Below are 17,789 nucleotides of genomic sequence, written 5' to 3' on the forward strand. Positions count from 1 at the left end.
CACTCCGGCGCCGCCTACCGGCCCCAGGCGAACGCGCCCAGCGCCAGCAGCTCGGCAGTCACGACAATCAGGCCGTACGTGTCCCCGTTCAGGCCCCCACCCAGGCGCCGCGCCGCGAACGCCGCGGCGGCCAGACTGCCAGCCAGCGCCGCGAGCCACGCCGCCCAGGCGCCCGGCACAAGCAGCGTGGGGGTGGCCAGCAGCAGCGCCCACCCCACCCGGCCCTCGCGCGAACGGGCCCCCAGGCTCTCCGGGCGCGCAGCGGGGTACAGGTTCATAGGCAGCAGCAGCAGCGTGCGCGCGCACACAGCGGCCACCAGCGGCGCCAGTGGCGCGAGCGGCGCGGCCAGCAGACTCCAGAAGGTCAGCAGGGTCAGCGCGCCGGTTGCCAGCCCGAAGGCGCCCACGTGGACGTCCCGCAGGATCACCAGCCGCTCGGCGGGCGTCTTCATGGCGAACAGGGCGTCGGCGCTGTCCACCAGGCCGTCAAAGTGCAGCATGCCGGTCAGGGCCAGCCACGCGGCCACCCCCAGCGCGGCGATCACGCCGTCCGGCAGCGGCAGCGGCAGCCACAGCGCCAGGGTCACCGCGCCGCCCACCGCGTACCCCGCCAGCGGGTAGTACGCGCTGGCCCGCGCGAAATCACCGTCGCGCACCTCAGTCACGTGGGGCAGCGGCAGGGTCGTCAGGAACGTCAGGGCCAGGTGCGCCGCCCGCACCTGCGCCTGCGCGCCGCTCCGGGCGTTCACCGGGCGTGCGGGCCGGGCGTGTCCACGTGAATCTGCGCGGCCACGCCCAGGGCCAGCGTCAGGGTGTGGTCGGTGGCCCACACGGTCAGGGTGCCCAGCGCAGTGTCCACGCCATCGACGCGCAGCGGCGCGCCGGGGGTCAGGCCGGCGGCCATCAGGGCGCGCAGCTGCGAGGCGTCCCCGTCCGGAATGCGCGCCACGGTGCCCGCGTCGCCCACCGCCAGCTGCGACAGGCGCCGCTGCGGCTGGTGCGGCAGTTCCCCCGCCAGGGTGGGAATCGGGTCGCCGTGCGGATCGTGCGTGGGATCACCCAGCCACGCGGCGATGCGCGCTTCCAGCCGCTCGCTCAGCGCATGCTCCAGCCGCTCGGCCTCCTCGTGCACCTCGTCCAGCGGCACGCCCAGCGCGCGGTGCAGGAACAGTTCCAGCAGCCGGTGGTGGCGCAGCACCTCCAGCGCCACCCGCTGCCCCTCGGCGGTCAGCTGCGCGCCCTGGTACGGCGCGTGCGACACGAGCCCCTGCTCGGCCAGTTTGCGCAGCATGCCGGTCACGCTGGCGGGCGCAACTTCCAGCGCCGTTGCCAGCGCCTGGGTGTTCACCTTGCCCGCCTGCCCCAGCACGTACAGATGTTTCAGGTAATCCTCCGCGGAGCGGGAGAGGGAGCGGCCGGTCATGCCGCCCAGTGTAGCGACCCCGGCGCATGTGGGAACTTTTCAGTCCGGCCGCTCCTCTAAGGTATGAGGTGCTTTTGAATGACGCGCATGCCACCCTGCCGGACGCCCAGCTCGCGCGCCTTGCCGCCCGGGACGAACGGGCGTTCGAGGTGCTCGTGACGCGCCACGCTCCGCAGGTGCACCGCCTCGCCGCCAGTCTGGTGGGCCCCGGCGCCGCGGATGACGTGGTGCAGGAGGTGTTCATGGCCGCCCACCGTGGCCTGCGGTCCTACCGGGGAGACGCGGCGCTGAGCACCTGGCTGCACCGCATCACCCTGAACGCCTGCCACAAGGTGCTCGGCGCCCGCCGGACCCTGCCGCTCACCGAGGCGCCCGAACCGGCCGCGCCGCACAACCCGGCCCGCTCAGGTGAGCAGGCGCAAGTGCGCGAACGGCTCGCCCTGGCCCTGCAGCGCCTTCCACGCGAGCAGCGCGAGGCGATTGCCCTGCGCGAACTGTCCGGCCTGGAGTACGCCGAGATAGCTGAACTCACCGGCGCGGAGCTCGGCACCGTGAAAAGCCGTATCGCCCGGGCACGCGCGGCCCTGCGCGTGCTGCTCACCCGGGCCGGAGTGACCCCATGACCCCCCCTCACGATGACCTCGACCTGGATGACCTGCTTGCCCGGGCGCGCGTCCTGGGCCCCGACGACCTCGGCGCCGGCGAGCGCTTCCTCACGCGCCGCCGCGCCCGGACGCAGCGGCGGCGCGCGGCGTGGCTGTCCGCGGCTCTCGCCTCGGCGGCCGTCGTGGCGGGCCTGAGCGTGCTGCGCCCCGCCCCGGCCCTGCCCCCCAGCGCCGCGTACGACGCGTACCAGCACACGTGGGGAGAAGGCTGGTGAGGGCCGCCCGACCCGTGCTGGCCCTCGCGGCGCTGCTCAGCCTGAGCGGCGCGGTCGCCGCCGATCTTGAGGATCTGCTGAGCGCGCTGCGCCGGGCCCGCACCTTCACGGCGCGCGGTCAGGTGGAGGTGACCGTCTTATTCCCCCCCCGCTCCACGCCCACCCGCACGGCCACCCAGCTGCCGCCGCTGCCCGTCCGGCCGGCGCTGCTTGCGCGGAACTTCACCGTGACCCGCAGCGGCCCGGACCGCGTGGCCGGCCGGGCCGCTGCGCGTTTCACCCTGACCCCCCGCGTGGGGGACGCCGCGCGCTGGACGCTGTGGGTGGACCGCACCTGGAACGTGCCCCTGGCTTTCGAGGAACGCGGCGCGGACGGCACCCTGGCCCGGCGCGCCGCGCTGAGCGGCCCGCCGCCCACCCTGGCGCGCGTCAACCGGCCCGCGCCCGCCGCGCCCCCCGGCCTGCGCGCCGCGCTGACCCGCGCCCTGCCGGGCCTGACGCTCCCGCCAGGCTTCGTGCCGGTGGGCGCGCAGACCCGCGCCGCCGGTCTGGAAATCACTCTCAGTGACGGCCTGAACGTCCTGGCGCTCGTGATTGCCCCGAAGAACGTGAAGGCCGCCCCGGGCGTCGCCGCCCGCCGCGTGGGCCGGGTGTTCGTGTGGCTCGTCGGTAACCTCCCGCCGGACGCCCTGCAGGCCGCGCTGGCCGGCGTGCGCGCCGCCGACCCGGCCCCACTGAGCACGTTCGGGGCGCCCCCTGACGTCAACCCGTAACACCGTGCCCTTCGCCGTCCGGCCTGACCACTGTTCCTGCAAGGAGTTCCGATGCCCCTGACCCCCCTGTCCCGCCCCCTCACCGCCGAGGACGCCGCACACTTCCTGCGCCGCACCGCCTTCGGCGCAACCGACGCGCAGATTCGCGCGCTGGTGGGCCGCAGCGCCCAGCAGGTCGCCCAGCAGGCCCTGGCCTTCGACCAGAGCCTCGCGCCCGGCAACCCCTTCGACCCGATGCAGGGCGCCACGCCCGGCGCGGCCGTGCAGCTCACGCGCGGCGCGTGGCTGTTCGAGCTGTGCTACGGCCCGCATCCCCTGCGGGAGAAACTTGCCCTCACCTGGAGCAACCATTTCGTGGTGGGCACCGACAAGGTCCGCAACGTGCCAGCCCTGGCCGGGTACCTGGGTACCCTGCGCCGCCACGCGGCCACCCCGTCCTTCGAGCAGTTCACGCTGGAGGTCGCGCAGCTGCCCGCCATGCTGCGGTACCTCGACAACGATCAGAACCGCAAGGGCAAACCCAACGAGAACTTCAGTCGCGAACTGCTCGAACTGTTCACCACCGGCATCGGCCCCTACACCGAGACAGACGTGCGAGAAGGTGCGCGCGCGCTGACCGGCTGGACGTACCAGGGGGGGCGCGGCAACAGGCAGTACCTGCAGCAACCAGCCTTCGTGAACCAGCCCACCCAGCACGACCCGGGCCGCAAAACGTACCTGGGGCAGAGCGGCACCTTCCAGGGCGAGGACGTGATCCGGCTGGCCGCCGCGCACCCCGCCACCGCCACGTTCGTGAGCCGCAAACTGCACCGCGCGTTCCTCAGTGACACCCCCGATCCCGGGGCTGTGCAGGGCAGCGCCGACACGTGGCGCCGCACGAACGGGAACGTGCTGGCCGTCCTCAGCGAACTGCTCGCCAGCGAAGCCTTCTACGCCAGCCGGGCGCGCATCATCCGCTCGCCGCTGGACTTCCTGGTGGGCGCCGTTCGCACCCTGGGCCAGCCGAACATGGACGCCCGGACCCTCCTGAACCTGACCGCCACGGCCGGACGCATGGGCCAGCTGATGCTGCAGCCCGACACCGTCAAGGGCTGGGACGGCGGGCGCGAGTGGATCAACGACACCACCCTGCTGCTGCGCATGCAGGTTGCCGCGGCCCTCACCCTGGGCTCCAAGGCGCCGGACCTCCGCGCGCCGCCCAGCTTCCTGGCCCTCACCGGGCAGGAGCGCCCGCCCGGCGCAGTGCTGCTCGCCAGTCTGGACGGCCGCCAGCGCACCTACCTGAGCCTCATCAGCCCTGAATTCCAGCTGGCCTGAGCGCCACACGCACCCCCGGGGGACCCTCCATGACGAACCGACGTGACGTTCTGAAACTTTCCGCGCTGGCCGTGGCCGCCACCACCGGCATGCCCGGCTTCCTGGCGCGCGCCGCCACGCAGGCCGGCGGCACCAACACCCTGGTGGTCATTCAGCTGACCGGCGGCAACGACGGCCTGAACACCCTGATTCCGTACACCAACGGCGCGTACTACGCCGCGCGGCCCAACATCGCCATTCCGAAAAAGGACGTGCTGACCGTCACGCCCGACCTCGGCATGCACCCCGGACTGCGGCCCTTGATGAAACTCTGGGACGCGGGCCACCTCGCCTGGATGGAAAACGTAGGTTACCCCAACCCGAACCGCAGTCACTTCGCCAGCATGGCCATCTGGCACACCGCAGACCCGACGCAGGCCCAGGCGGACGGCTGGATCGGCCGGCTGGCCGAACAGATCGGCGATCCGTTCTGCGCCAGCAACGTCGGCGCGTCCACACCGCAGGCCCTGCGCGCCAGCGACTTCAGCCTGCCCAGCATCGACGCCGTGGATAACTTTCAGATCAAACTTCCCGCCGGGACAGACACCCCTTTCCAGTCCCTGCTGAACTCCCCGCGCAGCGGCGAGGCGGCGTACCTGACGCGCGCCACCCGACAGATGCTGAAAAACACCGCCCGCGTGCAGAGCGGCATCAAGAAGTACAAGGCGGGCGCGGCGTACCCCGACACGAAGTTCGCGCAGCAGCTGCGCGACACCGCCCGCGTGATCGCCGCGGGCCTGGGGCAGCGGGTGCTGTACGTCTCACTGGGGGGCTTCGACACGCACGCCGGGCAGCGCGCCGAGCAGGACGAACTGCTCACCACGCTCGCCGAGGGCCTCGCGGCCTTCCAGACGGACCTCGAACGCCAGGGCCTCGCGAAGAACGTGGTTGTCATGGGCTTCTCCGAGTTCGGGCGTCGCGTCGCCGAGAACGGCAGCGCCGGCACCGACCACGGCAAGGGCAGCGTGATGTTTGCCTTCGGGGAGGGCGTGCGCGGCGGCGTGCACGGCAGCAGCCCCGACCTGGAGGACCTGTCGGACGGTGACATCAAGTACCGGCAGGATTTCCGCGGCGTGTACGCCGAGGCCCTCACGCGCTGGCTGCGCCTGGACGCCCGCGCGATCCTGGGGGGCACGTTCAACGGCCCGCGCTGGATCGCATGAGCCGCGCGCTGACCGTCCGCAGCGTGACGCTGACCCTGGCCGCCCTGGTCGGCATGACTCCCCTGCTGGTCCGCCCGGCGCACGCCCTGCCGAAGTACCGCCTGCAGGCCGCGGCGCAGCTGCACCTGAATGACGGCTTCGAACTCTGGGAACTGGACCGCCGGGTGGTTCCCTGCACGTTCTGCCACGTGAACGCCGAGGGCGGCGCGCCCTGGAATCCGTTCGGCCAGGCCATTCAGGCCACCTTCGCGCGGGAAGCGGCGGCCGGACGGCACCTGACCTTCCCCCGGGCGCTGTACACGCTGCTGCAGGCCGATACGGACGCCGACGGCGACGGGTACGCGGACGCACTGGAAATCTTCGCCCGAACCCTCCCCGGCGACCCGGCCAGCGTCCCGGACCGGCCACCCGCTGAGGTGCGCGCCGCTTTCGAAAAGGCCGGCGGCGTCACCCGCTACGCGCCGCCCAGGAAAGACAAATAAAAAAGCCGCCTCGTGGGCGGTGATGTCAATAACTATAGCGCCTTATGCACGGCGCGTCAAGGCTATGCGGGCGGTGGCGGGCCCCGGACAGGTTCATCTGTCCGGGGCCCGCCTGCGTGCTCAGCGTTTCACGTCGTACACGGTGACGCTGCCCGGCTGGCCCAGCAGCCCGGCGCCCACCATCAGCTGCGTGCCGCCTGGCGCCCACGCCAGCAGCGAGGTGCGCAGGCTGAACTGCCCGGTGCGGGCCAGAAGCGCGCCGGTGGCCGTGTCGAACACCTGCAGGGCGTTCTGCGCGTCGGTGGTCAGCACCGCCAGCAGTTTCCCGTCCGGACTGAAGCGCACGCCGCGCACCTCGCCGGTGAAGGTCAGGGTCTTGAACGCGGTGGTCGCGCCGGGCTTCACGAGGGCGAGGCGGTCGTCGTCGTCCTCGGTGCTGTACGCCACGGCGAGCGTTCCGCCGCGGCTCACCTGCAGTTCGCTGGCGTCCGCGTCGGCCGGCAGTTTGAAGGCCACGCTCTGCCGCCCGCTGGCCACGTCCACGCGCAGCAGCGCCCCTTCGTGCGGGATCACGATCAGGGCTTTGCCGTCCGGCGTGGGAATGGCGTCGTGAAAGTCTTCGACCTTCAGCTGCTCCGGCGTGAACTTCTTCAGGACCTTGCCGCTCTGCCCGTCCAGCAGGGCCAGGCCGTGGTACCCGCTGACCGCCGCGTACCGCCCGTCGGGGGAGGCGTGCAGCGTCTCGTACTCACCTTTCTCGTCCAGCGTGGCGACCTTCATGACCTTCCCGGCGCGGTACACGTTGACGGTCACGCCGCTGTTCAGCGTCCAGATGCTTTCGCTCTGGCCCTCGGCGGCGTAGAGGTTCTCGCGGTTCCCGACGTTCAGGGCCCTGCCGGTTTTCAGGTTCAGAAATTCACCCACGCCGGCGTGCGGCACCCCGCCGATGAACGCGCCGGTCCAGGCGTTCGCGGACGGCAGGGTCACCCGTGGCCGGGCCGGGGCGCTCAGCTGTCCCAGCGTCAGGCGGCCGACGCTGCGGCCCAGGCTGAGCACCTGATCGTCCGGTCCGGCGGCGAGCGTCTCGTAACTGTCGAGTTCAAAGGCGTCCTCCACGCTCTGGCCGCTCTGCGCGTCGAACAGCTGCGCCTCGCCGTCCTCGGCGTACACGAACTGCCCGGCGTTCAGGAACACCACGCTGCCCTCAAGGCTCAGGTCCTCGCCGCCCTCCACTTCCGTGGCCTGCGCCTGCCCGGCGCGCAGGATCAGCGTTTCGCTGCCGGTGCGCACCACGGCCGCCTGCCCGTCCGGGCTGAAGGTCACCGCCAGGCCGTCCCAGTCCTCACTGATGTCTGCCTGCGCCAGAGGCGCGGCGGTGCCAAGGCGCACGAATTCCACGTGATCCTCGAAGGCCAGGATCGCCAGGGTGCCGTCGCGGCTGACGCGCACGTCGTACAACTCGCCGTCACCGAGCACGTCCGTGACCTGCCCGCTGTTCAGGTCCGTGCGTTTCAGCGTGCCGTCATCGAGCATCAGCAGGGCCCCGTCGGCGCTGAAGGCCAGCGTGGCGTCGTAGCGGGGCTTGCCACTGCGGACCTCCCGGCCTGTGGCGACGTCCCACACCACCCAGCGGCTCTGCGTGAGGGCCGCCAGGCGCGTGCCGTCCGGGCTGGCCGCCAGCGCCTTCACCGGGCCTTGCAGGGTGTACCAGCCGCGCTGCGTTTTCAGGTTCTGATCCAGGATCAGGACCGCGTTATCGGCGTCCACAGCCACCTGACCGCCGGGCAGGAACGCCGCGTAGTTCGAGTCGGCGCCCGGCACGGTGTACACCTTCGGCGTGGCCAGGGTCAGCGCTGAGGCGGCCCCCCCGGCGGTCAGGGCGGCAGTGAGGAGCAGGGCAGAGATTCTCATGCTGCCACTGTAAAGAAGTTCACGTCGGCCCGTGAGGGGACCTGCCGTCTCCAGGGGCCGCCCCGGTGGACTGACTGTGTCGGGGCGCTGCAGCAGTGGCGCAATTCAGCTGTTCAGGGCGGCCGTGAGCGCGGCGGTCAGGGCGGCCGGATCAGCCTTGCCGCCCGTGGCGCGCATGACCTGCCCGGTGAAGAAGCCCAGCAGCGCGCTTTTTCCGCCGCGGTAGGCTTCGACCTTGTCCGGGTTGCTGCTCAGCACCTGCGCGATGGCGGCGTGCAGGGCCTCGTCGCTCAGTCCTCCGGCGAGGTTGTCCCGGTCAATGATCGTGGCGGGGGCCTCGCCACTGTGCGCGGCGCGCGCCAGCACCTCGCGCGCCACGCGCGTGGTGACCTGACGCCCGGCGAGCAGCGCTGCCAGCGGCGCCAGCTGGGCGGCGGTCACGCGAACGTCCCCGGCGCGCAGGCCCGCGGCGAGGTCGTTCACGGTCCAGGACGCCACCTGCCCAAACGTATCGTCCTGGGGCGCGTCACGCAGGAAGGCCAGCAGCGTCTCGTCGCGCGCGAGGGTGCGGGCCTCAGCGTCCGCGGCGCCCAGCCCGGTCAGGCGCGTCACTTCTGCTTCCTGCGCGGGCGTCAGGGAAGTGGGAACAGCGGGCGCGGCGGCCTTGCCGGGTTTTGCTGCGTCCGGCCGTGCGTCCCTGGCCGGTGCGGCGGGCTTCAGGTCCATTCTGGCCCAGGTGTCTTTCAGGGTGATGATCCGCCCGAACACCAGCGCGTCCTCACGGCTGTCCACCGGGTCACGCCAGAAGTACCCCTGCCGCTCGAACTGGTAGCGGGTGCCGGCCGGGTCACGCCGCACGCTGGGTTCCACCACGCCGCGGGTCACACGCAGGCTGTCGGGGTTCAGGAACGCCATGAAATCCGCGTTCAGGGGCCGGGTCTCGTCCTCATGGCTGTTCTCCTCCGGGTCGAAGGCGGGCGGGACCGGCTCGGCCTGCGCGTCCTCCGGGTTGGCCGCTTCGGGGTTCGGGACGCGGAACAGCCGGTCGTACAGCCGGAACTCGGCCGGAACGCCCTGGGTGGCACTCACCCAGTGAATCACTCCGCCGGCCCGGGCGTCCTCGCCCAGCAGCGTGGCGTACACGCGCGTCACCTGTCCCTGCTCGTCGGTATCGAAGCGCTCGGCGCGGATGATGCCCGCGCCGCGCAGGCGGACCGTGCCGCCCGGCGTGAGCCGTTTGTACCCTTTGGGAGGGGCTGGATTGAAATCCTCGCGCTCAATAAGCAGCTCCGGGGTCAGCGGCACGTCCCGGACGGCCTGCTCGGCCGGCACGCGCGTCCCGTCCGGCAGGGCCACCAGGCCGTCCGGCGAGTCGCGCACCACGTCGAACGGCCAGTACGGCAGGCTCAGCGTCTGCGGCGCAGCGAGGTTTTCCAGCGTGACCGCCAGGGGCTCCAGGACCGCCATCACGCGGGGCGCGCGGTGGTTCAGGTCGTCACGCACGGCGTTCTCGTACACGCTGAGGTCCACGGTGCGGTTCGTGCGGCTCACGCCGATCTGCGCGGCGAAGGCCCGGATGGCCTCGGGGGTTACGCCCAGGCGCCGCTGCGCGCGCAGGGTCGGCATGCGCGGGTCGTCCCAGCCGTGCACGGCGCCGGCTTCCACCAGGCGGCGCAGCTTGCGTTTGCTGGTGATGGTGTACGCCAGGCCCCGCCGTCCGAATTCGTACTGGTGGGGGCGCGGCGTGAAGTTCAGCCGGTCCATCAGCCAGTCGTAGATGGCACGGTTGTCCACGAATTCCAGCGAGCACAGGGAATGCGTGACGCCCTCGATGGCGTCCTGCAGCGGGTGCTGAAAGTCGTACATCGGGTAGATGCACCAGGCGGTGCCCGCGCGGTAGTGCTGCCCGCGCAGAATGCGGTACAGCACCGGGTCGCGCAGTTTCATGTTCGGGCTCGCCAGGTCAATTTTTGCGCGCAGCACGTGCGCGCCGTCTGGGAATTCTCCGGCGCGCATGCGGCGCAGCAGGTCCAGGTTCTCCTCGGGCGTGCGGCTGCGGTAGGGGCTGGGCGTGCCGGGGATGCGGGCGTCCCCGCGCAGGCGCGCCATTTCCTCGCCCGTCACGGAGTCCACGTAGGCGTCGCCCTGCTGCACGAGCTGCTCGGCGTACGCGTAGTAGCGCTCGAAGTAATCACTGGCGTAGTACAGGTGCTCGCCCCAGTCCCAGCCCAGCCAGCGCAGGTCCTCGGCAATGGCGTCGGCGTATTCCTGCGTGGCGAGCGCCGGGTTGGTGTCGTCCATGCGCAGGTGGTAGCGCCCTCCGTACTGCGCGGCCGTCTGGAAGTCCACGAACGACGCGAAGATGTGCCCCAGGTGCGCGTACCCGCTGGGTTCCGGGGGGAAGCGCGTCACGACCTGCGGGTATTTGCCGCCCTGCAGGTCACGTTCAATGATCTCAGTAATGAAGTTCGGGGTCACGCGCGGCGCGTGGTTTACCGCTGGCGCGGTCGCGGGGGAGGGGTCGGGGGCCGTCATGCCGCCCAGAATAACGGTGTCGCGCGCCCGGGACCGTTACCGTGAGCCGTATGATCCGCACTGACGTTCAGCTGCGCCACGTCACTGACCCCGATGATCCGGCCGTCGAAGCGTTCGGGCGCGTGCAGGAGACCAGTTACTACGCTCCGGACATGCTGATTCCCCCGGAGGTGTTCGGGCACCTGATCACCCGGCGCGGCCCGCAGCGTGAGGATCGCCTGCTGGTCGCCGAGAACGCGCAGGGTGAGGTGGTGGGCGGCACCCTGTACGCGCTGCTGCCCCTGCCGGGGGACGTGAGGGGCGCAGGGTTCAATTCCTTCATGGCTGTGACGCGCGCGGCGCGTGGCCTGGGGGTGGGCCGGGCGCTTCACGCAGCCACGTTGCGTGAGGTGCGTGCTGCGGGTCTGGCAGGCATGTTTGCCGATAGCGTGCACCCGCTGCGGCAGGACCCGGCTGACCGCGCTGCCGAGGCCGCAACCGGCGTGGATCCCGTGGCGCGCCGCACCGCGCTGCACGCCCTGGGCCTGCGGACGGTGGATCTCCCGTACTGGCAGCCGGTGGGCGGGCCGGACGGCGGTCCCCTCAAGGACCTGGACCTGCTGTACCAGCCGCTGGCCCCGGCCGCCACGGTGCCGCTGGCCCTGGTGACCGGGGTTCTGCGCGCGTACTGGACCGGGTGGCTGGGCGCCGGGCGGGCCGGACGGGAAGCGCAGGCCCTGGCCGACCGCGCCGGAAATGTCCCCGGTGTGCCGCTGCGGCCGGGAACGGAAACGGCCTCCTGGTGGACCGCGGGCGAAGGCAGCTCGGGGCAGGCCGACCGGCCTTAGTGGAGCTCTCTCAGCGCTCGCCGGGCCTGGGCCTGCAGGTCACGGTCCAGGGCGGTGCGGGCCTCCAGGGCAGCGGCACGGTTCAGCAGGAGGCGGGCCTGGGGGTCGCGCAGCAGGGCCAGACCGAGGCCGGCGTGTGCCTGCACGAACAGGTTGTCGGGCGCGTGGCGGGCGGCGGCGGCCAGGGTGCGGGCGCGGCTGGCATTCCCGCCGCTGAACACGCCCGCTTTCGTCCAGGCGCCGGCGTGCCATTCGGCCAGCACGGCCTGAATGTCCGCGCGGTCCAGGGCGGCGCGGGCCTGCTGCGCGCTGTTCAGGGCGCCCAGGGTGAAGCCGCCTGCCCGCGCCTGGAGGCCCAGGGCGCTGCCGAGGGCCAGGTGGGTGTCCGGGCTGGTGGGGCGCGTGGTGACGGCCTGACGGGCGGCGCTGACCGCGCGGGTGATCCAGCCGCGGCCGCCGGCGCGGTACTCGGCCATGGCGGCCGCGGCGCGGCTGGCTGTGAGGGGGTCGCCGTCTGCCTGGGCGCTGTCGAAGGCGCGGGCGTAGTCGCCCCCGGTCAGCAGGTCGGGCGTCTGGGCGTGTACGGGAGCGGTACACAGCAGGAGGGAGAGCAGAAGGCCGCGCTTCACGCGGTCCACCTTAACGGGTGGGGGTGAAGTGCGGCAGATGAGCTGGGGGCGGTTCAGGCGGCGGGCTGGTCGGTGGTGGAGGTTTCGGGCTCGGCGGCGCGGCGGCCGCGGCTGGCGCCGGCGGGGCGCTCCGCAGCGGGGTCGGTGGGGGCGCTGATGCGGGTGAGGGTGGCCTCGAAGGCGCGCAGGGCGTCGCTGTCGCCGAGTTCGGCCACGGCGCGGGCGTTCAGGGCGGCGAGTTCTTCGCGGGTGACGGCGTATTCGGGGGCCTCGTGGCCTTTGAGGCTCTGCAGGACGCGGTAGGCGGTGGTGGCCTGGATGGTCGCGCCTTTGGTGGTGGTGATCTGCGCGTCGTTGTGCATGTCAGTCCCGATCAGGGTGATGGTCTGGGGGTTGATGAGGGTGACGCGGTCTCCCCGGTCTTCCATGTGGGCGGCGAGCTGCAGCAGGCCGCGCAGGTCGAGCATGTGGTGGAAGAGGTCAAGGTGGGCCAGCATGGCTCCGGCTTTTTTCAGGGTGTCCATACCCGCATTATTCTGCCCAGGGCAGAATTGTCAAGGGGTATTACGACAATATGAAGGCCGGGGGCTTCTCCCCGGCCTGCTGGGCTGCCCGCCCTCAGTTCTGCAACTGGCTGCGCCCCACGAGAGTGACCCTGATTTCCAGCGGCTTCCCGTCCCGCAGCACACTCAGCGTGACCGTCTCGCCCGGCTGGTGGGCACGCACCGCATACTGGAACTCCGCGAAGTTCACGATGCGCTTGCCGTTCACCGCGGTCACGATGTCCCCGGAGATGCGCTCATCATCGCTGTTCAGCACCAGCGGCTTCAGGCCTGCTTTCGCCGCGGGGCTGCCGCGCGTCACGCTGGTGAAGAACGCCCCGGGGGTATCGCCCAGTTTCAGCGGGCCCGCCAGTTCCCGGAAGCCTTCCTCCGGCAGAAAGAACAGGTCCGAGAACACCCCGCCCAGCCCGATCCCGATGACTGGCGCGTCGCGCTTCTCGCCGCGTTTCAGGGCGGCCACGCGCGCGTCAGTGGTGCTGACCGGCACGGCGTACGAGCGCGGCTGGCCACTCTGGGTCAGGCGGATGTAACTCACGATGCCGGTGACCTCGCCTCTGGTGTTCACCACGGGCCCGCCGCTGTCGCCGGGAATCAGCGGGGCGTTCAGTTCCAGCGTGCCGGGCGGAAAGTCTGCGCGGCCCGGATCACTGTCCAGGCCCAGCAGGCGCCCGGTTTTGGGGGTCAGGAACGCGCCGTTGCCGTTCCCGACGGCCAGCGCCACGTCCCCCACGGCGGGGCGGCCGGCGGCCAGAGCGAGGAAGGGCGTGCCGGCGGGAATCTTCACGCGCAGCAGGGCGAGGTCGTCCTGGTCGTTGTACCCGACCACCTCGGCCGCGTAGCGTTTCTGGTTCAGCAGCTGCACGCTCAGGGCGGTGGCGCCACTGATGACGTGATACGCCGTGAGCACCAGGCCGTCACCTGAAATCAGCACGCCCGAGCCGATGCCGTCCGGGTCGTCACAGCGGGTGGAGAGACACTGCTCGACGCGCACCGTGGCGGGGCGCACGCGGCTGATCAGCTTCTGCAGGGTGCTCTGCTCCTGCGGGGTAAGGGCCGGAGTGGCCGGGACCTGACGCGCTTTGGGCGTTGCGGCAGGAGCGGAGGGAACGGCGGGCGCGGCACTCTGGGCGAGCGGCCCGGGCAGCAGGCCCAGCACCAGGGTCAACAGGAACGGACGAACGCGGGCGCCCTGACCACCAGAAAGGTTCATGCGCCATTGTGCGGGCTGCCCTGCGGGTCAGCTGTGGCGGAAATCTCGTTTGCAGGGGAATCAGAAGTCGGCCTCGCCGGGGTGGGCCCCGGGGGCGTCCGGCCGCAGGTCCAGCTGGCGTTCGACCAGGCTGCCCAGGCGCGCCAGGATACTGGGGCCCGTCCAGCCGGTCACGCAGGCCAGGGCCAGCAGCAGGGCGGGGGAGGGGTGGGTCAGGGTGGCGCTGAGCAGGGCCGCCACAGTCAGGGCGGCGATGCCGGCTGCGGCTGCGCGGGCGGCAGTGGGGCGGGCGCGCAGCCGGCCGGTGCGGGTCAGCAGCCGGGTCAGCTGAGTCAACGTTCCTGCCGTGAAGGCCGTGATCAGCAGGGGAGCCAGGGCGGGCAGGGTGGAGGGAACGGGGGACAGATCCGGCATCACAGACCTCCAGAGGGGAGACGGCAGAGTGGACGGGTGGCGATCTGCTCCAAGCATAATATGTCTCCAGGCATAAATCAAGGAGCAGGACCTCAAACCAGGCATGAACTTGCCGTTACACTGCCCTCATGCCCCCCACCCCCCTCGCCACGTGGCTGCGCGAACAGCGGCAGCAGCGGGGCCTCGGTCAGGACGACCTCTGCGCCCTCACCTTGCAGCTCGGTGGCCCCCAGGGCCGGCTGACCCAGCCGTACCTCAGCCGGCTGGAACGCGGCGACCGTCCCCTCAGCGCCCTCACCGCCATCCGCCAGGACGCCCTGCGCCGCGCCCTGAACATCTCCCTGAGCGAATGGGCGGCCCGCACCGGCCTGCGTCCCCTCGCCCCCGAACCTCGCGAGGACCTGCTCGGCGCCATGGAACTTATCCGCGTTCCTGTCCGCGCCCTCGCCAGCGCCGGCCTGCCCAGCAGTGAGGATCACGCCAGCATCATTGACCACGAACTCGTGCCCCTGCGCGATCACCGGCCCGGCATGCTCGTCCTGCAGGTGCAGGGCGACTCCATGACCACCGAGCACGGCGGCCTGCGCCCCGGCGACCGCATCTACGTCGATCCGGGCGACCTCGACCTCCGCGAAGGCCGCGTGTACGTCCTGCACGTGCCAGGCCTGGGCCTGACCGTCAAACGCCTGCGCCGCTACGACACGCAGCTGTGGCTCAGCAGCGACAACCCCAACCACCCCCCCGTGAAACCCGAGGAAGCCACCGTGATCGGCCGCGTGTACTACCACCAGCCGCAGGGCACCCGCCTGTAGGGTCCTGTCTTGCGCGGCCCCCCGCTTCCCTCCCCGCCGGGGGCTACCCTCAGCCCATGACCACTGACCTCACCCGCGTCTTCGTGTACGGCACCCTGCTGCCCGGCGAGCGCAACGCCCACGTTGCCACGCGCGGCGGTGCCTTTACCGCCCAGGCCGCCACACTGCGCGGCTTCCGGCTCTACCACCTGAGCCCCGAGGCGTACCCCGCGCTGCGCCCCGGCCCGCCGGACGCCACCGTGCACGGCGTCGTGCTGACCTACACGCCCGGCAGCTGGGCGGCCGCGCTGCCCTTCCTGGACGACCTTGAGGGCCTGCATGAAACGCCGCCCCTGTACACCCGCGAGCGCGTGACCCTCACCCTGCACACCGGCGAGCCTGCCCAGGCCTGGGTCTACGTGTACGCCCGTGCGGCGCGCCTGGACGCCCCCGGCGCGGAGCCTGTCCCGCACGGGGACTGGCGCGGCGTGCCCGGCCGGGACCGCCCGGCCCCCAACGCCCGCTGACGGCCCAACAAAGACGCCGCCCCGCCCGGGTGGGGCGAGGCGGCGTGCAGCGCGGGGTTAGCGGACGATGCGCTGACCGCGGCGGATCTTCAGCTGGTCCGTCAGGGCGATGTACTGGTCGTAGTTGGTGCGCTCCAGGTACTTCAGCAGGCGGCGGCGCTGACCGTTGAGGAGCTGCAGGCCGCGCTGGCCGTGCTTGTCCTTGCGGTTGGCGGTCAGGTGCACCGACAGGTTGTTGATGCGCTCGGTGAGCAGCGCGATCTGCACGGTGGTGCTGCCGGTGTCGGTGCCGTGCTTGGCGTGGGTCTGGATGGTCTGCTGTTTGTCGATCATGAAAAACCTCTCTTGTTGTGGTGTCCCGTGCGCGCCAGCCAGGAAAAAACGGGAGTCCCGGGCCTGACCGTACCGCGACGGCAAACGCGAGACTATCACGTCCGGGCATCTGTGCAAGTCCCCGGCTTGACACAGCCCCGCCCCGCCCCTACTATTGCTTTCGCCTCTCACCCTGCTCGGGTGGCGGAATTGGTAGACGCGCACGTTTGAGGGGCGTGTAGCTTAGCTGTGTGGGTTCAAGTCCCATCCCGAGCACCAGAAACGCGCCGGACTCTTCATGGGTCCGGCGCGCCTCATTGCTCCCGGAGCTGCCCTGCACACGCCGCGCCGCCTGTGCTATGGTTCTGAACGCATTGCTGGCGCAGCGCAGCGTGGACGCCTGAACCTGGTCAGGGCCGGAAGGCAGCAGCCATAAGGGATGATCTGCGGGTGCCGCTGCTCACCGGCAATGCTTTTTCAAACCACTTCCCGCGGGGCCCGGATGCAGCGTATCCGGGCCCCACGTATTGCTGTCCCCTCTCACCATGCCCGAGTCGTTTCAGCGCGTCTGGCGCGCGGAGTGAGCTGGCGCGCCGGTCAGGCGGGACAGCCGCGCCTCGCGCCCGGTCTACCCAGGCGCCGATTGCCTGACTGCCTCTCCCTGGACCCGGCAGGGCAGTGGCAGCCAGATGAGGGCCAGCGCACACAGCGCCAGTGGCAAGGGCAGGGGCAGATTCACAGGCAACAGCTGACTCCTGCGCCCAGCGTGCCCGGCACCGGTCACGGCCCGGTTCGCTCGCCGTCAGGAGTGCGGCCATCCGCTCAGCGGGTCTTGGGCTGCAGCACCAGGGCCTGCGTCTCCTTCACCACCGCCAGTTCCCGCAGCTGCCCGGCGTCCAGGTCGCCGGCCTGCGCGAGCAGTTCAGCCCGCCTGCGGTCAATGCTCGCCACCTCCAGCGCCGCCGCGTCCCCAAACACCTCCCGGAACCGGTCCAGCGGATACTCCACCCGCCGGGACACCTTCAGCGCCGCGCGGTACAGGTCCGTCTCCGCCGCCTCCCCCTGCAGCAGCGCCGCCTTGATCCGCCCCGCCAGTTCATCCCGCTCGGCCTCCAGGCCCAGCAGGGTGTCCCGCAGGGTCGCGTAGCGTTCCAGCAGCTCGCTCAGGGTCACGTCCGCGTCATCCATGCCTTCAGGATAGACCCCGTGCCGCCGGCCGCCGGACCTGCGCGTTAGCATGCCGGGCATGGACGACACTGCTGCACAGATCGCCGCTGACCTGGAGCGCCGCATTCTTGACGCCATCCGGCGCGGAGCCAGCATGGAGGACATCGCCGGGCTCAAGGAGTCCGACGTGGCCACCCCTGACGCCGCCATTCAGGCCCTCAAGGACGGCAACGCCCGCTTCTTCAGCGGTCAGGCCATCCGACCGGAAGTCAGCGCCAACGAACGCCGCGCGCAGATCATGGGCCAGACGCCCTACGCCGCCATCCTGGCGTGCAGCGACAGCCGCGTGCCCGTCGAACTCGTGTTCGACCAGGGGCTCGGGCAGCTGTTCGTGGTGCGCGTCGCGGGCAATGTGGTGGGCGAAGCGGGCCTGGGCACCCTGGAGTACGCCATCCGTCACCTCGACGTGCACCTGATCGTCGTGATGGGCCACGAAGCCTGCGGCGCCGTCGCTGCCGCGCTGCTGCCCGAACAGCGCATCAGTGAGGAACCCGAACACCTGCAGAACCTGATCCGCCGCATCCAGCCCAGCCTGCAGGCCATGCCCACCATCCGCGACAAGAAAGCCCGGATGCGCGAGGCGGTCCTGAACAACGTCCGCTATCAGGTGCACCTGCTCAGGCAGGAATCCCTGATCCGCGCCGCGGAAGAAAGCGGACAGATCCGCGTGATCGGCGCCTACTACGAGATCGGCAGCGGCGCCGTGGACTTCCTGACCGAGGAAGAGGACCTGCGCCCCTGAACGCCACAGCGGCAGAGGGGGTCA

At 71.3% G+C, this 17,789-nt stretch carries 20 protein-coding genes, 1 tRNA gene and 1 other RNA gene; 12 read left to right on the forward strand and 10 right to left on the reverse strand.

Features of this window, described 5'->3' with window-relative positions:
- Nucleotides 1-14: 14 nt before the first annotated feature.
- On the reverse strand, nt 15-749 hold the full coding sequence (locus tag LAJ19_RS13265; RefSeq protein WP_225476221.1) for an adenosylcobinamide-GDP ribazoletransferase: 735 nt from the start codon (nt 747-749) through the stop codon (nt 15-17).
- The gene (locus LAJ19_RS13270) at nt 746-1,423 is read right to left on the reverse strand and encodes a metal-dependent transcriptional regulator (protein WP_225476222.1); all 678 of its coding nucleotides are present in this window, start codon (nt 1,421-1,423) and stop codon (nt 746-748) included. The genes LAJ19_RS13265 and LAJ19_RS13270 overlap by 4 nt, the downstream gene beginning before the upstream one ends.
- A gap of 68 nt (nt 1,424-1,491) precedes the next feature.
- Between LAJ19_RS13270 and LAJ19_RS13275 the strand changes: the two genes are divergently transcribed.
- Genes LAJ19_RS13275 through LAJ19_RS13300 form a run of 6 tightly spaced genes read left to right on the forward strand, consistent with a single transcriptional unit; the run spans nt 1,492 to nt 6,077 of the window.
- A complete protein-coding gene (locus tag LAJ19_RS13275) occupies nt 1,492-2,046 on the forward strand; it encodes an RNA polymerase sigma factor (RefSeq protein ID WP_432804213.1) in 555 nt (184 codons plus the stop codon).
- A complete protein-coding gene (locus LAJ19_RS13280) occupies nt 2,043-2,303 on the forward strand; it encodes a hypothetical protein (RefSeq protein ID WP_225476224.1) in 261 nt (86 codons plus the stop codon). The genes LAJ19_RS13275 and LAJ19_RS13280 overlap by 4 nt, the downstream gene beginning before the upstream one ends.
- A complete protein-coding gene (locus tag LAJ19_RS13285) occupies nt 2,300-3,076 on the forward strand; it encodes a transcriptional regulator (RefSeq protein ID WP_225476225.1) in 777 nt (258 codons plus the stop codon). The genes LAJ19_RS13280 and LAJ19_RS13285 overlap by 4 nt, the downstream gene beginning before the upstream one ends.
- A gap of 51 nt (nt 3,077-3,127) precedes the next feature.
- On the forward strand, nt 3,128-4,393 hold the full coding sequence (locus tag LAJ19_RS13290) for a DUF1800 domain-containing protein (RefSeq protein ID WP_225476226.1): 1,266 nt from the start codon (nt 3,128-3,130) through the stop codon (nt 4,391-4,393).
- Nucleotides 4,394-4,422: 29 nt separating this feature from the next.
- Nucleotides 4,423-5,595 carry a DUF1501 domain-containing protein gene (locus LAJ19_RS13295; protein WP_225476227.1) on the forward strand — a complete coding sequence of 391 codons (1,173 nt, stop codon included), beginning with the start codon at nt 4,423-4,425 and terminating at the stop codon, nt 5,593-5,595.
- The gene (locus LAJ19_RS13300; protein WP_225476228.1) at nt 5,592-6,077 is read left to right on the forward strand and encodes a hypothetical protein; all 486 of its coding nucleotides are present in this window, start codon (nt 5,592-5,594) and stop codon (nt 6,075-6,077) included. The genes LAJ19_RS13295 and LAJ19_RS13300 overlap by 4 nt, the downstream gene beginning before the upstream one ends.
- A 120-nt stretch (nt 6,078-6,197) precedes the next feature.
- Here the strand turns inward: LAJ19_RS13300 and LAJ19_RS13305 are convergent, their stop codons facing one another.
- Both LAJ19_RS13305 and LAJ19_RS13310 read right to left on the reverse strand, forming a co-directional pair.
- Entirely contained in the window at nt 6,198-7,988 is a 1,791-nt protein-coding gene (locus LAJ19_RS13305) for a WD40 repeat domain-containing protein (protein ID WP_225476229.1), read from the reverse strand.
- Nucleotides 7,989-8,093: 105 nt separating this feature from the next.
- A complete protein-coding gene (locus LAJ19_RS13310) occupies nt 8,094-10,523 on the reverse strand; it encodes a glutamine--tRNA ligase/YqeY domain fusion protein (protein WP_225476230.1) in 2,430 nt (809 codons plus the stop codon).
- A 50-nt stretch (nt 10,524-10,573) separates the two neighbouring features.
- Between LAJ19_RS13310 and LAJ19_RS13315 the strand changes: the two genes are divergently transcribed.
- Nucleotides 10,574-11,350: a GNAT family N-acetyltransferase gene (locus LAJ19_RS13315; RefSeq protein ID WP_225476231.1), complete on the forward strand. Its 777-nt coding sequence runs from the start codon at nt 10,574-10,576 to the stop codon at nt 11,348-11,350.
- Here LAJ19_RS13315 and LAJ19_RS13320 read toward each other — a convergent pair.
- From LAJ19_RS13320 to LAJ19_RS13335, 4 genes are all read right to left on the reverse strand, one after another.
- Nucleotides 11,347-11,979, reverse strand: a complete 633-nt coding sequence (locus LAJ19_RS13320; protein ID WP_225476232.1) for a hypothetical protein — start codon at nt 11,977-11,979, stop codon at nt 11,347-11,349. The genes LAJ19_RS13315 and LAJ19_RS13320 overlap by 4 nt on opposite strands.
- A 53-nt stretch (nt 11,980-12,032) precedes the next feature.
- A complete protein-coding gene (locus LAJ19_RS13325) occupies nt 12,033-12,503 on the reverse strand; it encodes a multidrug DMT transporter (RefSeq protein ID WP_225476233.1) in 471 nt (156 codons plus the stop codon).
- 94 nt (nt 12,504-12,597) lie between these two features.
- Nucleotides 12,598-13,752, reverse strand: coding sequence for a S1C family serine protease (locus tag LAJ19_RS13330; RefSeq protein WP_225476234.1), 1,155 nt, complete (start codon nt 13,750-13,752; stop codon nt 12,598-12,600).
- 60 nt (nt 13,753-13,812) lie between these two features.
- Nucleotides 13,813-14,166, reverse strand: a complete 354-nt coding sequence (locus tag LAJ19_RS13335) for a hypothetical protein (RefSeq protein WP_225476235.1) — start codon at nt 14,164-14,166, stop codon at nt 13,813-13,815.
- Nucleotides 14,167-14,294: 128 nt separating this feature from the next.
- On the opposite strand from LAJ19_RS13335, the gene LAJ19_RS13340 reads away from it, so the two are divergent.
- Nucleotides 14,295-14,978 (forward strand): XRE family transcriptional regulator, encoded by a 684-nt coding sequence (locus tag LAJ19_RS13340; RefSeq protein WP_225476236.1) that lies wholly within the window; start codon nt 14,295-14,297, stop codon nt 14,976-14,978.
- Between the two features lie 56 nt (nt 14,979-15,034).
- Entirely contained in the window at nt 15,035-15,484 is a 450-nt protein-coding gene (locus LAJ19_RS13345) for a gamma-glutamylcyclotransferase family protein (protein WP_225476237.1), read from the forward strand.
- A gap of 57 nt (nt 15,485-15,541) precedes the next feature.
- On the opposite strand, the gene rpsO is transcribed toward LAJ19_RS13345, so the two are convergent.
- Complete coding sequence (gene rpsO / locus LAJ19_RS13350; RefSeq protein WP_225476238.1) at nt 15,542-15,817, reverse strand: 30S ribosomal protein S15; 276 nt, start codon at nt 15,815-15,817, stop codon at nt 15,542-15,544.
- A 174-nt stretch (nt 15,818-15,991) separates the two neighbouring features.
- On the opposite strand from rpsO, the gene LAJ19_RS13355 reads away from it, so the two are divergent.
- Both LAJ19_RS13355 and ffs read left to right on the forward strand, forming a co-directional pair.
- Nucleotides 15,992-16,075, forward strand: a tRNA-Leu gene (locus LAJ19_RS13355).
- Between the two features lie 95 nt (nt 16,076-16,170).
- Nucleotides 16,171-16,269: signal recognition particle sRNA small type (ffs, locus tag LAJ19_RS13360), an RNA gene on the forward strand.
- 349 nt (nt 16,270-16,618) lie between these two features.
- Here the strand turns inward: ffs and LAJ19_RS13365 are convergent.
- On the reverse strand, nt 16,619-16,984 hold the full coding sequence (locus LAJ19_RS13365; RefSeq protein ID WP_225476239.1) for a hypothetical protein: 366 nt from the start codon (nt 16,982-16,984) through the stop codon (nt 16,619-16,621).
- 58 nt (nt 16,985-17,042) lie between these two features.
- On the opposite strand from LAJ19_RS13365, the gene LAJ19_RS13370 reads away from it, so the two are divergent.
- Nucleotides 17,043-17,765, forward strand: a complete 723-nt coding sequence (locus tag LAJ19_RS13370; RefSeq protein ID WP_225476240.1) for a carbonic anhydrase — start codon at nt 17,043-17,045, stop codon at nt 17,763-17,765.
- The last annotated feature ends 24 nt before the right edge of the window (nt 17,766-17,789 follow it).

The organism is Deinococcus taeanensis, from assembly GCF_020229735.1.
Lineage (GTDB): Bacteria > Deinococcota > Deinococci > Deinococcales > Deinococcaceae > Deinococcus > Deinococcus taeanensis.